This is a genomic window from Commensalibacter nepenthis (assembly GCF_029953305.1).
GTDB lineage: Bacteria > Pseudomonadota > Alphaproteobacteria > Acetobacterales > Acetobacteraceae > Commensalibacter > Commensalibacter nepenthis.
This window is the reverse complement of the sequence record NZ_JASBAN010000001.1, coordinates 350,199-365,870: the sequence shown is the minus strand read 5'-3', so window position 1 is coordinate 365,870 and position 15,672 is coordinate 350,199. Positions and strand designations below refer to the sequence as shown.

Annotated in this window: 13 protein-coding genes and 1 tRNA gene; 9 read left to right on the top strand and 5 right to left on the bottom strand. The window is 37.1% G+C overall.

From position 1 onward, the window contains the following. Positions 1–26: 26 nt before the first annotated feature. The 7 genes from QJV33_RS01620 to QJV33_RS01590 all read left to right on the top strand — a co-directional run bounded on the left by QJV33_RS01620 (position 27) and on the right by QJV33_RS01590 (position 9,839). Positions 27–3,092, top strand: a complete 3,066-nt coding sequence (locus QJV33_RS01620; RefSeq protein ID WP_281461676.1) for a glycosyltransferase — start codon at positions 27–29, stop codon at positions 3,090–3,092. Positions 3,093–3,182: 90 nt separating this feature from the next. Further along, positions 3,183–4,265: a hypothetical protein gene (locus QJV33_RS01615; protein ID WP_281461675.1), complete on the top strand. Its 1,083-nt coding sequence runs from the start codon at positions 3,183–3,185 to the stop codon at positions 4,263–4,265. A 101-nt stretch (positions 4,266–4,366) separates the two neighbouring features. Continuing rightward, entirely contained in the window at positions 4,367–5,650 is a 1,284-nt protein-coding gene (locus tag QJV33_RS01610) for a glycosyltransferase family 4 protein (RefSeq protein ID WP_281461674.1), read from the top strand. Between the two features lie 189 nt (positions 5,651–5,839). After that, entirely contained in the window at positions 5,840–6,877 is a 1,038-nt protein-coding gene (locus QJV33_RS01605; protein WP_281461673.1) for an ABC transporter substrate-binding protein, read from the top strand. Next, entirely contained in the window at positions 6,874–7,809 is a 936-nt protein-coding gene (locus QJV33_RS01600) for an ABC transporter permease (protein ID WP_281461672.1), read from the top strand. Before QJV33_RS01605 ends, QJV33_RS01600 begins: the two co-directional genes overlap by 4 nt. Then, on the top strand, positions 7,803–8,570 hold the full coding sequence (locus QJV33_RS01595) for an ABC transporter ATP-binding protein (protein ID WP_281461671.1): 768 nt from the start codon (positions 7,803–7,805) through the stop codon (positions 8,568–8,570). Before QJV33_RS01600 ends, QJV33_RS01595 begins: the two co-directional genes overlap by 7 nt. A gap of 180 nt (positions 8,571–8,750) precedes the next feature. Further along, a complete protein-coding gene (locus QJV33_RS01590; protein ID WP_281461670.1) occupies positions 8,751–9,839 on the top strand; it encodes a hypothetical protein in 1,089 nt (362 codons plus the stop codon). 197 nt (positions 9,840–10,036) lie between these two features. Here the strand turns inward: QJV33_RS01590 and nfsB are convergent, their stop codons facing one another. The 4 genes from nfsB to QJV33_RS01570 all read right to left on the bottom strand — a co-directional run bounded on the left by nfsB (position 10,037) and on the right by QJV33_RS01570 (position 13,383). Beyond that, positions 10,037–10,681: an oxygen-insensitive NAD(P)H nitroreductase gene (gene nfsB / locus QJV33_RS01585; protein WP_281461669.1), complete on the bottom strand. Its 645-nt coding sequence runs from the start codon at positions 10,679–10,681 to the stop codon at positions 10,037–10,039. A 235-nt stretch (positions 10,682–10,916) separates the two neighbouring features. Then, positions 10,917–11,438: a GNAT family N-acetyltransferase gene (locus QJV33_RS01580; protein ID WP_281461668.1), complete on the bottom strand. Its 522-nt coding sequence runs from the start codon at positions 11,436–11,438 to the stop codon at positions 10,917–10,919. Positions 11,439–11,526: 88 nt separating this feature from the next. Continuing rightward, positions 11,527–13,206, bottom strand: coding sequence for an energy-dependent translational throttle protein EttA (gene ettA / locus QJV33_RS01575; protein ID WP_281461667.1), 1,680 nt, complete (start codon positions 13,204–13,206; stop codon positions 11,527–11,529). 103 nt (positions 13,207–13,309) lie between these two features. Beyond that, positions 13,310–13,383 (bottom strand) — tRNA-Ile (locus QJV33_RS01570). 139 nt (positions 13,384–13,522) lie between these two features. Here QJV33_RS01570 and QJV33_RS01565 point away from each other — a divergent pair. Then, positions 13,523–13,780, top strand: coding sequence for a PIN domain-containing protein (locus tag QJV33_RS01565; protein ID WP_281461666.1), 258 nt, complete (start codon positions 13,523–13,525; stop codon positions 13,778–13,780). A 177-nt stretch (positions 13,781–13,957) separates the two neighbouring features. Here QJV33_RS01565 and QJV33_RS01560 read toward each other — a convergent pair whose 3' ends face one another. Then, on the bottom strand, positions 13,958–14,845 hold the full coding sequence (locus QJV33_RS01560) for a hypothetical protein (protein ID WP_281461665.1): 888 nt from the start codon (positions 14,843–14,845) through the stop codon (positions 13,958–13,960). A 257-nt stretch (positions 14,846–15,102) separates the two neighbouring features. On the opposite strand from QJV33_RS01560, the gene ppa reads away from it, so the two are divergent. Next, the gene (ppa, locus tag QJV33_RS01555) at positions 15,103–15,627 is read left to right on the top strand and encodes an inorganic diphosphatase (RefSeq protein ID WP_281461664.1); all 525 of its coding nucleotides are present in this window, start codon (positions 15,103–15,105) and stop codon (positions 15,625–15,627) included. Positions 15,628–15,672 lie beyond the last annotated feature (45 nt).

The following is a 15,672-nucleotide window of genomic DNA, read 5'->3' as shown; positions in this document are numbered from 1 at the left end:
TAATTTAACTTTTGAAGAGTGGTTCATTGTCAAATCAATATAAAAAAAGACTATTAGAATATACTAAGAAAAAAAAAGAGGGGATTGAGCGTATACGTCAAAGTGCTCAATCCGCTTTTATACGTGCTCTGGATGAGCAAAATAAAAACAACATTGTAGAAGCTGTTCGTTGGATGGATCGTGCCCATCGATTGGCAGAACATAATCCAAATATTACTTTTGATTTGGTGATGTTGCTTTTAAAACAGCAACGATATAATGATGCATATCGATTGCTTATGCCTTTAATTAAAAAATTTGATTTTTATCAAGGGTGGGTCGTATTAGCAATCATACATGTGCACAGAAATGAATTTCCTCAAGCCATTGAAGCGATACAATATTTATTGTCTCGTTATTGCCCAGCGAAGACTTCATGGTCAACCATTAGAGAAATTGTTAGGGATGGCGGAGAAGAAGGGTGCTGTGGTGTTATTGGCTCTTTGGGACAGGTGTGGATTGATAACAGAAAACGCCAAACGCTTTTTGTATTTTTAGATGATATTTTAATTTTAGAAACAAAAGACCCTTTTTTTTCTCTACCAGAGGGGTGGGAGCATTTTTCTTTCCTATCCATTGAAACACAGGAAAAACCACTGGTTGGCAGCCCTATTGATTTACAAGCAATTATACGCACAGAAGGTTTTGTCGAAAGTAATGATCACTGTGTCAAAGGCTGGTTATGGTATCCAGCAGAAGCTGATCGCGTTTCAACGATTGACGTGTATGACGGGCAAAATACTCTGTGTAATCAGGTGCAAGCCGAAACAGAATTCGATGTAGCAACTTTGGAATTTCCTCTTTTTAAAGCCAAGCAATTTTTTATTGATATAAAGGAATTCTCACCAGGGTCTTATTCTTTTACGGATGCGTATGGCAGGCATTTAACTGGTAGTCCAATTGATCCATTATTATTACAGTGCAAAACGAATCGATATAGGAAAAATAATAAAAAACATGAACATTATCTGCCAGTATCTGCATATTACAAGGGGAGTTATCCTCAAATATCGGAATATCTAGGATTAGGTATTGTTGTCATTATCCCTGTTTACAAAGGAAAAAAAGAAACAATATCCTGTGTGCAATCAGTTTTGAAAACATTGCCCAAAGGAGTGAAGATACAGATTGTGAATGATTGCTCGCCAGATATCGAGTTAATAGAATGGCTGGAATCCCAGGTCAATCACGATAATGTTTTCATGATACATCATTTGAAAAATCTTGGCTTTCCAGGTGCTGTAAATACAGGAATGATGGCTTGGTCTGGGTATGATGTGGTGTTATTAAATAGTGACACGTTGGTGCCAAAGGGATGGCTTAAAGGTTTACTGGATGCTGCCTATAGCGATCAGGCGATTGGAACGGTTACGCCTTTTTCGAATGATGCTAGTATTTTCTCGTATCCTTATCATGACCAAGCAAATCCTGTTCCAGACTTAAATTCCGTTACATGTTTGATGAATGTCGTCAGAAAAATCAATAAGAAAACAATAATTGATGTGCCGACAGCGCATGGTTTTTGTATGTTTATTCGTCATGATTGTTTGCATCAAGTGGGGCTGTTTAGAGAGAATTTATTTGCACAAGGATATGGCGAGGAAAATGATTTTTGCATGCGCGCTCAGCATTTAGGCTGGCGACATGTTTTAGCAGCAGATGTTTTTGTGGGTCACAAAGGGGGCGTTTCCTTTCAAAATAATAAAAATGCATTATTAAAACGTAATATTGCTATTTTGAATAAATTTTACCCCGACTATGATGAAATGGTCATGGCGTATATTGATCGAGATTTTTTGCGTATTATACGTCGTCAAATCGATTTGTATCGGTTAAAGGAATTTGAAAGAAAGCAAGAGAAACTCGGTAAATCCTTGCAATATGGTTTGTTTATTACCCATACTTATGGTGGGGGTGTGGAACGAGCCGTACAGGAACGTGCCAGTGATTGGCGTTTAAAAGGAGGAATAGCGTTATTCCTGCGTCCGACATTATTAGGTGATGCGTGTCGTATTGAAATACAATTCAAATCAACTCTATCAACTAAAATTGAGATTGAAGACCTATATCCTAATCTTGTGTTTAATTTGCCATCGGAATATAGTATTTTATTACAATTTTTAAAGAGTATAAATATTTTAATAATACAAGTTCATCATTTTGCGGGTCATCATGTAGCTGTTCGTAATTTATTACAAGATTTAGAAATTGAATATGAGGTATATCTGCATGATTATATGTCTTTTTGTCCTAGAATATCTTTGATTAATCCGCAAGAACATTATTGTGGTGAACCCGAGGATATGGATGTATGTCAGCAATGTATTGGTAATGATCGCTTTGACGAAGAAAACCCTATTAAAATACGACAATGGCTCTCGCGTTCACAGAAAGAGTTAAATGCAGCACGATCGATTATTGTGCCTTCTGAAGATACGAAAGACCGAATTTCAAAGCATTTTCCTAAATTAAAAAGGATACAAATCCAAGAATTAGAGGATGATCGCCCTGATTTATCGATCGAACAGCTCGCCTATTTTTCTCAAGTTGCCGAGGCTGATTTATATTTACAACCTATCATGAACTCAGGTCGATTTAGAGTCTGTATCATTGGTGCGATTGGTATTGAAAAGGGATTTAATATTATCAAAGCGTTGGTCAAAGATGCGGATCAAAGGGCGCTGCCTTTGGAATTTGTTTTGGTTGGTCGAACGGTTGATGATCGTATCTTTGAGCAATCAGATCGTTTGTTTATTACAGGTACTTATAAGGAGGAAGAGGCAATTGCTTTGGTCAAACAACAAAATGCAGACATGGCTTTTTTTCCAGCGATTTGGCCAGAAACATGGTGTTATGCGCTTAGCATTGCATGGCGCTCGGGATTGTCAACCGCTGCCTTCGATATAGGTGCAATTGCACAACGAATAAAAAATACGCAAAGGGGATGGGCTTTATCGCTTTTAATGACTATTCCTGAACAAAATGATATGCTATTAACTCTTTGTAAACAGTTGCGGTATAATAGAAAGGCAAAACATTTAGATGATGGATAATTATGCCGCAATGTTGTACTGGTTAAGTTAGATAATAAAAAAATAAAATTAATTCAAATATAATAATTACTGCAAAATAGGGAAATATAAATGTCAGAAGGCAAAGATCAAGGAAGGCAAGGGCAACAACAAAGAGTGATTGATTTAAATGTCAACGGTCATTTGATGAGCTTAGATGTGGGATTGTATTGTATTTATCATGCACCAGAACAAGCCCCAGCAGATGATTTTGGTTTCCCTGGTTTGCGTATTTCTTTGCCGCCATTCAAACAGTCGGCACATGTGTCAATTGAAACTTTTGAAAAAGATGGCTGGTTGGGTGCCGAAAAAAATGCTGCTCTGATCCGAATTTCAGGGGGGGCTGGTTTGATTTTAGTGACTGTTTATCAAAATCCGTCCAGTCAATTGCCAGCACCTAAGTTACAAGTCGTGCGTTTAAATGACGCACCCGAAATTATTGCTCTAAATAACAATGATGTTGTTCCAGTTGCCGCTGTCAAAGAATATGCCAATATTGCTCAACAAGAACAACAAACAGCTGTCAAACAAGCCGCAACAGATTCTGAAAATAGCATTTCTATTTTTGCTCATATTCAACGAATGGGTGACGTTTCTGTAAAATTGGGCGATTGGATTGGTATTCCAGATAGCAAAACTTGGATCGAAGGGTTTGGATTGAATATCAATAATTATATCAAACCAGAAGACATCGAATATCAAGCTTTGTTGGGAAAAGGATGGATGTCCCCTTGGCATCAAGGCAACCAGTTCTGCGGTAGCCGCGGTATGGGATTACCATTATGTGGGCTCAGCATTAAATTGAGCGATGAGGCTGCGAAAAAATATCATGTTCGTTTAAGTGCTACTTTTGTTGATGGTACAAAAGTTGGACCTGTAGAAGATGCGACAATGTTGTCTGCGGAATCTGTTGCCCCCTTAGAGGCAGTCCGCGTTGAATTAATCTCTATTGCTGATGGAAAATCTTTTGGTGTTTCAAGCACGGCTTCTGTTCCTTTGGAAACCGAGGCACCGAAAAAAACTATTAGAAAAATAGTCCCAGCAAAATCAGTGCGAAGCAATATAAAATTAAAAACATCAACATCGAAAGAAGCCGCTTTAAAAGCGATGGAGCGTAAGGTAACGACAAAAGCCACAATTAAGAAAACAAAATAAAATTTTGTATTTGTTTTTTATAACTTTAGTGTGACAATTTTACCTTGTGCTTGGATCAAAGGATATAGGGCAAGGTAAAATATTACTGAATTGGTATCGTCGTGAAATATTTATTTATTCATCAGAATTTTCCTGGGCAATATTTACATATCGTTCAACATCTTGCCAAGCAACCTGATAATGAGATTGTGTTTATCAGCCAACCTTCGAACGCTAGAATTGAGGGAGTACGCTCAGTTTTTTATCAAGTTCCCGAGCCAGCCAAAGGGTTGCCTGCTCCTTTGGGAGAGCTTGATTTGGCAATGAAAAGAGGGGATGCTGTTTATCAAACGATCAAAACCCTTAAAAATCTAGGATTGACCCCTGATATTATTATTGGGCATCAAGGGTGGGGAGAAATGTTAAATTTACAAGACATATACCCCGATGTTCCTGTTTTAAGCTATACTGAATTTTACTATCATTCTTCTGGATTGGATGTGGATTTTGATCCTGAATTCCCAGCTGATGAAATGTTGCCTGCGCGCGTGCGAATTAAAAATACAATTAATCTGGTTTCAGCAACCAATCCAGGTTGGGGGCAGACGCCAACATTATTTCAACATTCAACCTATCCCGATTGGGCTCAGAAAAAAATTACGATTTTAAGGGAAGGGGTTAATCTTAAAAAATGTAGTCCTGATCCATCGATTTATAAAACCGATTTGGAATTAAAGGATTTTGTTGTTAAACCAGATGACAAGCTGGTGACTTATGTCGCCAGAGGGCTAGAACCCTATCGTGGGTTTCATATTTTCATGCGGGCATTGCCAAAATTACTGCAAGAACGTCCAGACGTTAAAGTCCTCATGATTGGTCGAGAACAGGTAAGTTATGGTGCCAGTTTGGAAAGTGGTATGTCTTGGCGTGACTACATGTTAAAAGAAGTGCATAAAAAACTTGATATGTCGAGGGTGCATTTTTCAGGGCAAGTTCCGTATAATGTGTTTAATAGTGTTTTAAAACGCTCTGATGCGCATATTTATTTGACGTATCCGTTTGTTTTATCTTGGTCTTTAAGAGAGGCAATGGCAACGGGGTGTCCGATTATCGCTAGTGATACACAACCAGTACAAGAATTTATCGCAGATCGTGTTACGGGAATATTAACCCCATTTTTAGATCATGATGCATTAGCGGATCGGATTCTAGAAGTTTTAGAGGATAAAAAACTTGCGCAATCTATTCGTAAAGGGGCACGGGCTGAAGCAGAACGTAGCCTGTCCATGGATGAATATCTTAAAAATTATGAAACATTGATTGATGATTTAATTCATCATCGAACGCCGTCCTTGAATCTAGGGAACTCGCCTGCGGATAGAGCTATACAAAATTATAAAAAATAATATAAAAGCCTTGTTCATTGAAAAGAATAAGGCAATTTTTTGCTTAATTTATACTTAAAATTATAGTGCTTTTAATCTTTGTACTTGAAAATAAGATTGTATTTTTGAATAAACTAATTACATACTACTATTAATCTATTTTATTCTATATTTCCTTTTCTTTTACAATTTAACATGGGGTTTAATCTTATGAATCGGCGGCAATTTTCACGTTCATTATTAGCTGCTTCTGGGGCGGCATTATTGGTTAATCCATTGCGCCATGCAATGGCTGCAGAAATGGATACAGCATTTCCGAATATAGGCGAGCCTATTAAAATTGAAGGGACACCGCGTAAGGTAACCTTGGCATGGAGTGCGGATTCTATTTGTACAGCAGCATTTCCAGTGGCTCAACAAAAAGGGTTCTTTAAGAAATATAATCTTGATGTGAATTTTATTGATTTTGCGGGTTCCGTTGATCAAATGTTGGAAACCATGTCTACTGGTAAAGCAGACGGTGCATCAGGCATGGCATTAAGATGGTTAAAACCTTTGCAACAAGGGTTTGATGTGAAATTAGTGGCTGGATTACATTCTGGCTGTTTGCATTTATTGGCACCGCAAAATGGTGCTATTAAAACGCTTGCAGATTTAAAAGGGAAGACCATTGGTGTTGGCGATATTGGTGGACCTGCCAAGAATTTCTTTAGTATGCGTTTTAAAGAAATCGGCATTGATCCTGAAAAAGATGTCAATTGGCGTCAATTTCCAGAAGACATGTTGCCGCTTGCATTGAAACGAGGGGCAATACAAGCCGCAGGTTTGGATGATCCATTGGCACATTTATTCCAAACAAAAAACCAATTAGTATCCATTGATTCCAACATGGAGGGTAAATGGCAGCATATTGCTTGTTGTGTGGTTGGGCTACGTGGATCATTAATTCGCAAAGAGCCAATGGTTGCCAAAGCCATTACACAAGCTATTTTAGAAGCTGGGCAGTGGGTGCATCATAATAAAATGGAAGCTGCGAAGATGTTTGAACCTTATGCACCAAAAGTATCTGCTCAAGAATTGGCTGCTATTTTAGAAACAGAAGGTACGCACGAACAATCTGTTGGAAAACAATTACGTGACAATGTGGTGTTTTATGCGAACGAGCTGAAAAAGATTGGTGTATTTCCACAGAGTCTAAATTCTGAAACTTATGCTAATAAAGTGACACAGGATCTTTTTATTGGATGAAACAAGTTGTAAAGAACGCATATTGGTCTCAAATTGTTGCTTCTGTGGCTTGGTTGGTGACGGCAGGGCTGACTTATTTTATTCCAAATGCGGATGATTTTCCAAGAACAGCTACTTTTGCGTTATGTTGTTTGGTGATTGCGCTTTTAACCGTCGTCACTTTGCCTTTGAATAAAGTGCGCTATTATGGCGCATGGCTATTGGCTTTGGCGGTATTTATTGGTGTTTGGGAACTGATCCAAGCAAAATTATTATTGTTGCCAAGACCGTTCTTTGGTGCGCCCCAAGAATTACTGGATGTATTTATTACCGATTGGGCTAAATTGCTCAATTCCTTAGCACATTCCATGATGTTGCTGGTGGGTGGGTATATTCTTGGTTGTGTCATTGGATTTATTATTGGCGTTGGGATGGGATGGTCAAAGCTCTTTGGCTATTGGGCACATCCCATCTTGCGTTTTCTAGGTCCTTTGCCACCTGTGGCGTTTTTACCTTTATTGTTCGCCGTGATTCCATCCAGTTTTGTCGCGGGCGAGTTATTGATGGCTTTTGCGGCATCTTTTCCTGTAGCAGTATTGACTTGGTCAGGGATAGCTGGGGTTAATCCCAGCTATTACGATGTTGCCAAAACAATGGGGGCAAAACCTTTGTTCCTGATTCGTCATGTGGCTATTCCCGCAGCATTGCCTTTTGTGTTTGTTGGGATGTTTATGGCATTGGGATCATGTTTCTATATGCTGGTTGTGGCGGAAATGCTCGGGGTAAAGGCAGGTCTTGGGTTCTATATGCAATGGGCGCAAGGCTGGGCAGCTTATCCCAATATGTATGCAGCTTTGTTAATTATGGCGGTGATGTGTACTTCCTTTATGACATTGTTATTTAAAGTTCGTAATCGTCTTTTAGGTTGGCAAAAGGAAAGTATTAAATGGTAAATTCTTTGGTCAAACAACAAAAAATCGAAATTACGAATGTCAGTCATAGTTATAGTTTAGATGACCATGATTTGCCTGTGTTGGAAGATATCGATTTAACGATTGAACCCAATGAGTTCGTTGTGATTTTGGGACCTTCAGGATGCGGAAAATCGACGTTGCTGCGAATGGTGGCGGGGTTGGAGCATCCTGAACAAGGATCAATCAAAGCCAATGGTGAAGAAATTATTTCTGCTGATCCGTCTCGCATTGTTGTGTTTCAAGATCCAACCTTGTTTCCTTGGTTAACCGTTCGACAAAATGTGGAATTGGGCTTTAAAATCCAAAAGAAAAAGGATGATAAAGTCATATCCGATATGTTGGAAATGATTGGACTGGCAGGGTTTGATAATGCGTATCCATCACAGCTTTCTGGTGGGATGGCGCAACGTGTTGCGTTGGCTAGGGCGTTGGTCAATGATCCGAGTGTATTAATTTTAGACGAGCCTTTGGGAAAACTGGATAGTTTAACCCGTATTACCATGCAAAAAGAGTTGGTGAATTTGTGGCAAAATAAACAATTTACAGGTCTGATGGTCACGCATGATATTGAGGAAGCCTTGTTGCTTGCAACTCGCATCATTGTGATGCGTCAACGCCCAGCGCATATTATTGGAGAGTTCAAATTGGATATGGATTATCCAAGACATCGGGATGCTAAGGAGCTTTTAAAAATCCGTCGAGAGATTTTCGGTTTATTGGGACATACGTCCGATTGGTAGTGAGAAAGGGCAGTTGTTACTGTCCTTTTTTATTTGTATATTTAAGTAAAAAATAATATAGTCTATTTTTTATAAAATATTATGATATAATAATAAAAGTAATAATATATTAATAACTATTTTATTATTACAATTTTTATTTAAAATTAAATAATATAATATTACATTCAGGATTATTTTATGAAAAAAATACTTTTAGCTTTTGTTGTTATGTCTAGTTATTTAACTGGATATACAACTTCTTCTTATGCGGAAGATGGATATCAGGTTATTCCATTTAAAGCAGAATTAACAAAACAATCATTAAATTTTGATAAAAAAAATCTTTTTGCTGTAACTTTGCCAGATTATGTCGTCGAGGGAACAAAATTTTACGGTATTAAAGGTAGTTTTACAACAAAGACACTGCAGTATATTGTGTCTGGTAAAGACAAGACAAATTCAGAAACGTTGTTTAATCTTTTATCTAGTACTACAGATGCTTGCCCTTCACAAGGAGAGGTAGCGGATGGTTATAATGTTATCTTTAATAAATATGGTGGGTATTCGTATAATACAGCAATTGTTAAGCAAAATGTGGCTGGTGTACAAACATTCAATTATGATTATAAATTATCAGATGGTATACCAATGAAATTTGGTAAAGGTAGATGTGTATTTTTATCTATGGATGGATCAGACTTTGCTAATCAAAATTATACGATGAAAGCAGATTTAAATTTAATTATTAAAGTGCCTAATCCAAAAGCTGTAAAAACATATTCTTTAGATGGTGAATTTTCGCCTGGTATCTATCCTTTAGTATCTTATGTGGTAATACCAGTGACAAAGGATGGGGCTAACAACACAGTTCCAGCAGGGACTTTAACAAGTGTGTACGGTAATGCAAGTATGATGAATCCTCTGGCAACATTGAAAAATTGGCAAGGTCATAATCAGATTGCTGTTTATAAAAATGGAAGCTGTCAAGAAGCTTTCTTAAATCATAGCCCTACAAAGTTTATGTGGCAAGATACTGAAAGTAGTATGCATGGTTTAGGCAATTCTATTAACTGGTCAACAAGCAATGTTGTTTCTGATATGACATTAAGTGGTAGTGGCCGTGGTGTTGATATAAAACAAATGTCAGGAAACAATAAACTACCTATTCATTTAGAGGCAGGAGATTGTGTTGCTCACGCTATTGTAAATACTTTTGATCAACCAACAGATAATACTTTTCAATTTAATCAAGAAACACAAACGCATTTTACAGTAATTCCTGATTAAATGATACTAATGTTATCGATTAAGTTTGTGTATTATTCATAAGTTATTAAATAAAAATGTTTAAATACATAAAATAACTGAACGTTAACATTGAAATCTATTTCTAAGAAAAGAAGCTATAAGTAGCTTCTTTTCATTAATGTTCTTATTAACAACGATTTACCAAATTGTGAGTGATGCTAAGGTTAAAACAATATTTAAATAAACGTAAATATTTCCTCTTTTGGCAATCGTGATTTCGGTCTTTTGGCATTGCTGTCGTTATCGGCGTGATAACCAATACTGGCGACGACGATACTTTTTAAACCTTTTTCTTTTAATCCTAACAGTTCATCCATTTTTGGTGCATCGAACCCTTCGATTGGGGTTGAGTCTATTCCAATAGAGGCTGCTGCAAACATAAATTGTCCCAAAGCCAAGTATAATTGGTGACTTTCCCAGCTGTGTAATTGTTCATCCGTGGCACTGTTTAATCCAATGAAATAACGGCGATCCTTATCCATGCTTTGGGCTATTTCTGGCTTGGTAAAGCGACCATCTTTGATTTCTGTATCAAGAATATGTTTTAAATAATCATTGCTTAGTGTCGATTTGATACAAAAAATAATTGTATAGGATGAATCTGTAATACGAGCATGATTAAACTCTAAAATAGCTGGCAAGATTTTGTCTTGTGAAGTCGCATTATTGACCACAATAAAATGCCATGGCTGTGAGTTCACAGAGGAGGGACTGTTTCTAAGAACTGTTAACAGTTTTTCCAGATCTTGATAGGAAACAAGCTTATTTTTGTCATAACGTTTTGCGGTATAACGTTGTTTTGAAATATTAACAATATTCATAGAGGTATCCTTTAAAAATTTTAAATCTAGGATACAATACAGCTTTATGTAAATATAAAATCAAGATTACTGGGCGACTACATGAGTAAGAAACTTAAGAAAAATACACGAACACAATAGATATTTTAGATTATTAAGTATCGATGATATTTGTAATTAACGTGCAAAAGTTCTAAAGTCTGGTTTACTGTTAAAGTGCAAAAAAGAATTATTAATCATTTTATTTGAATAAGGATTAGCTTCTATTATCGTTTGTGCTGACATACATCAACATTTTGTTACCATATCGCATAAAGACTTCTTCAACTACCATTCCTATTCCACCTAACACACGTCGGGATGGAATGTTATCTTCTTTTGAAATTGCAACAATACGTTCATATCCTCTAGCATGAGCCTCCATCAATACAGCATAGGCAGCTTCACGGGCATATCCGCGCCCTTGTGCCCACGGCCATAAAGAAAATCTTAACGCATACCCGCGATCATCTTGACGATGATGAATACCAGTTATCCCTAAAAAACGAGAACAGCCAGATCGTATATTTTCACGAACAACATACATACCAATTCGATGACAGCCCCAATATGTCGTATCTTCTGCCATTTCCATTTCAGCTTTTAATCGTGTTCTGACCCCCCCTAACATGTGACCAAATGCTTGGCTGTCCGTTTTCAAAGAAACAACATCTTCTAAGTCTTGCCATCCGACAGGGGATAAAATTAATCTTGGTGTATATAACTGAGACGAGATCATGACATTTTCTAGAAACTCTTACAAATGAAAACACCCATCTCATTCTATAATGAAATGGGTGCATCTATTTCACATGCTAAAATAGGAATTACCGTGAAATAGGTTTATATTTAATACGACTTGGTTCAGTTGCATCAGGACCAAGACGACGACGTTTGTCCTCTTCATAAGCCTCAAAGTTCCCTTGGAACCATTCAACGTGACTATCCCCTTCAAAAGCCAAAATATGCGTTGCCAAACGATCCAAGAACCAACGGTCATGGCTGATAACCACAGCACAACCTGCGAATTCCTCTAACGCTTCTTCTAATACACGTAATGTATCCAAATCCAAATCGTTGGTTGGTTCATCAAGCAATAAAACGTTGCTTTCTTTTTTCAACATTTTTGCCAAATGCACGCGGTTACGTTCACCCCCAGAAAGAATACCGACTTTCTTTTGTTGATCGGAACCTTTAAAGTTAAATGCACCTACATAAGCACGAGACGCAATAGAACGCTTGCCAAAATAAAGCACATCTGTTCCGCCAGAGATTTCTTCCCATACGGTTTTATTAGGGTCTAAATCATCACGAGACTGATCGACATATCCCAATTGGACTGTCTCACCAATACGAATTTCACCTTGATCGGGTTTATCTGCGCCCGTAATCATTTTGAATAATGTTGATTTCCCTGCACCATTTGGACCAATCACCCCAACAATGCCCCCTGGTGGTAATTTGAAATTAAGACCATCAATCAATAAGCGATCGTTAAATCCTTTACTGAGATTTTCTGCCTCAATCACAACACTTCCCAAACGAGGACCTGGTGCGATATTGATTTCAGCTGTTCCACCAGCTTTTTCTTGGCTTTGTGCTAGCATTTCTTCATATTTTGCAATACGTGCTTGGCTTTTGGCTTGTCTTGCTTTTGGTGAAGCGCTGATCCATTGTTGTTCAGCAGCCAATGCACGTTGACGTGCACTTTCTTCTTTTTCTTCCTGAGCCAAGCGTTTACGTTTTTGATCCAACCATGAAGAATAATTCCCTTCGAATGGATAGCCACGTCCGCGCTCAATTTCCAAGATCCAGTTTGTCACATTATCCAAGAAATAGCGATCATGGGTGATGAGGATGACGGTGCCAGTATATTCACGCAATGTTTGTTCAAGCCAAGCAACGCTTTCTGCATCCAAATGGTTGGTTGGTTCATCAAGTAACAAAATATCCGGTTTTTCAAGCAACAAACGACAAAGTGCGACGCGACGACGTTCACCTCCAGAAAGTTTTTCAACATTCATATTTGCAGGCGGACAACGCAATGCGTCTAACGCAATTTCAATTTGACGGTCTAAATCCCAACCATTTCCAGCATCGATGATTTCTTGTAATTCTGCTTGTTCAGCCAGCAAATTATTCATTTCATCATCATCCATGGGTTCTGCGAACTTCATAGAGATTTCATTAAAACGATCAACGGCTCTTTTTAAAGGACCAAACCCTTCGGCAACATTTTCGCCGACATTTTTAGTGTGATCAAGCTGAGGTTCTTGTTCTAAATACCCAACTTTAATTCCTTCGGCAGCCCATGCCTCACCACCGAATTCTTTATCTTTGCCAGCAATGATTTTCAAAAGGGTTGATTTCCCCGCACCATTCACCCCAAGCACACCAATTTTCACACCTGGCAAAAAGGATAACGTAATCCCTTTGAAGACTTCACGCCCGCCAGGATAAGCCTTGGTCAAATCTTTCATTACATAAACATACTGAGGACCAGCCATCGTCGAGAAGCTCCCTTTAAAAATCCATCAAACATATACTATAGGGGGGAAATGATGCCCGCCCAATTCTTTGCTTCAGGCGAAAAAATATATAAAAAGCGTCTGCGCCCGGCAGGACTTGAACCTGCAACCAGACCGTTATGAGCGGCCGGCTCTAACCAATTGAGCTACAGGCGCATAGACGCTACACTTATTTGCCGTAAAATGATCTTTTTTGCAAGGGTTTTATCTAAAAAAAAATAAATATTTTCTCAATTTGTTCCTATGCCAAAATTAGTACAGAATATTCGCAAATTACGAATAGAAATTTTAACAAGTGAAGCAAATTATGCCAAGAAAAAACAAAGAGAAAATTATTGATCTAATTAAAGAAAACAAAATTATTGGTATCAGCGTTGATACTTGTATCTTTCATAAAATGGGATATAAATTCGATTCACCTTTTTTACAAGCTTTGCAACAATTTTCTTCTGTAAGCATTCCTGTTATTTTTTCTGAAATTGTTATCAATGAAATCATTTCTCATACTAATGATAATACCAAAAACGGTTTAGATAATTTGCAAAAAACTTAAAAGAGTTTCAAAGAAAAATTAGAACATCTGACAAATTAGCAAAATCAGTTAATTTTTTAACTTCTATAATAAATAAAGAATTTGCTGATATTAATAAAAATTCTACAGCAGCTTTAGAAACCTATTATTCAAACTATACCTGTCGACGAGCATAATATTTTACGTCAATTCCTACAACTAACCAACTTTAATCAACCCCGTAAACCCACCGTTTTCTGATTTGTAAATTACCTTCTTCTCTTTGGTTTGCAGGTCAGCTTGATATACATGCCCAGTCTTATCAGAAACAAAAGCCAGTTGATTATCTGCATCGACCGTAAACCCTATCGTTTCATCAAACCCACGAATAACGACTTCCTTTTTACTTAAGGTTGATAGTTGTAATCTATTTAAAGAGTTTCCATCAGGTTCGGCGCCTCTGTCTGACCAATAAAGATAGTCATTTTTATAATCTATTTCTAAATCAATCGGTTCTGGTAAATGATCGTAAACGACATTAATCTGAAAAGGATCAATAACAGCTTGCTTATCTTTAAAATCAAAAGGCGCGCAAAGCAAACGACCTGTTCCGCCTTTGGGTGGGCCTTTCATTGTCCAAAAGACGCGGTTATTTTGAATATCCAATGCTATCCCAACGCAATGTCTGTTTTTATTATTTTCATCCAAATACATTTCATGTGTATCTAGTAAAAATTCGACCTTACCCGTTTCAATATGACAGCGTTCAATTTTCATACCCTCACGATCACACCAATATAAATAGTTTGTTCGATGATCTAATTGGATTTGTTTAGGAGTATGGGTCTCTCCCATTTTAACCGTAATACCTCTATCTTTGCCATCCAAAGTACAATGTTGAATATAACCATCCCAAATATCGTAATCTGCACCCATATTTGTCCAATAAAGTAGCTGATCATTTGGATTAAATACAAGACCATCTGGAGTTCCAGATTTATCCCCAATAAGTATTCTTGTTGAATAATCATTCGGATTAATAACAATAATTTTTCTTTTAATGGCTTCTAATACAATGAGTTTATAATTTAAATGCGTTATTGTCATTGATGAATATTCCTTATATTATGCATAAATTTTTTATCAAAAAAATTAATTTTATAAATATTCTCTTAATTCATTTTGGCAGTCTCTTTTAAATATCTCCCTTATAATATTACTTTAATAATTCTTCGAAAATCAAATTTTTGTATCTCTATCTATAAATCATAAAAGCACATGGTGACAAACAGCTTATATATATTGAAAATGTTCTTACAATTCGCTACAGTTACCGTATTTTTCATATAGATTGGAATTACATTATGGATTTATCTAAAATTGCTGCTGGCAAAGATGTGCCAAACGATATTAATGTTGTTATTGAAATCCCCAAAGGTTCAAAAGTAAAATACGAAGTTGATAAAGATAGCGGTGCTGTATTTGTTGATCGCGTTGTCTTTACCCCAATGGTTTATCCAGCTGCTTATGGATTTGTACCCAATACATTGGCTGCTGATGGTGATCCGATTGATATGTTGGTGCTATGCCCAGAGCCTGTTATTCCAGGATGTGTTATTCGTGCACGCCCGATTGGTGTCTTAAAAATGGAAGATGAATCGGGAATGGATGAAAAAATCATCTGTGTTCCACATGATAAAATCCACCCTTTTTATACCAATATCAACGAAGTTTCAGAAATTCCAGAAATCACCCGCCAAGAAATCGAACATTTTTTTACCCACTATAAAGATCTTGAAAAAGGAAAATGGGTTAAAATCCAAGGATGGGATAATAAAGCCAAGGCATGTGAACTCATCGAAACTTCGATTAAAAACTATAAAAAATAATGTAAAAAAGGAGCATTTTTGCTCCTTTTTTAATTGATTAACATA